Annotated in this window: 1 protein-coding gene; it reads left to right on the top strand. The window is 47.3% G+C overall.

Annotation, left to right across the window (positions count from 1 at the left end; genetic code table 11):
• Positions 1-571, top strand: a 571-nt coding sequence (locus R8O11_RS28065) for a plasmid recombination protein (RefSeq protein ID WP_318194979.1), incomplete at its 5' end; no start/stop codon positions are given.
• Positions 572-681 lie beyond the last annotated feature (110 nt).

Raw genomic sequence — 681 nt, 5'->3', positions numbered from 1 at the left:
TGCTGTGCTGCATAGGGACGAGGAAACGCCACACATACATTTTGTTGTTGTGCCTGTGGTGGAAAGGGATGGTAGGCACTCTTTGAGTGCAAGGGATATGTTTGGTAAGGCCCAACTAGCAAGAATGCAGAGGAGTTATTATGCATCTATGGAGGGTCGTATAGCCAACATCGAACCGCCCAAGCACGGCAGCAAGCGCAAGCACACGGAGGTAAAGCATTTTTATGAGGTTCTGGATCAGGTAAAGGCTGATCTGCATGTTGCAGCAGATAACATGCTGGAACAGCTTAAAAACGAATGCATGGATACGCTCAAGGGTAAATACCTCCCGCTAGTTGATAGGGCTGTTGAGAAGGTCGAGAGTGAACTAGAGGGACGTTTGACCGATGAGGTCAAAGCCAAGATCAAAGAGTCATACAAGCAAGATCTTGAGAAGGAGATTGATGCTTTTCGCTCTACACCAACGCTTAAGGGAATGGAGGATAGAGTTACGAAAAGCATCGATAAAGCCAAGGTGAGAGTGGGGGAAGAAAACGAAAAGCATGTCGCATCGTTTAGCTTCAAGCCCTAACAAATTTGGAAAATGTTGGGCTTTGAGGGCGTGGGGGTCAAGGAAAATCACGGAGGGTTCCCTCTGGGAGACCGTTATTTTTACTTGATGCACACAACCGACCCCAAAAA

The organism is Vibrio sp. 1288 (assembly GCF_033344475.1).
The sequence above is the reverse complement of the archived record's forward strand: the minus strand, read 5'-3'. Positions and strand labels throughout refer to the sequence as shown.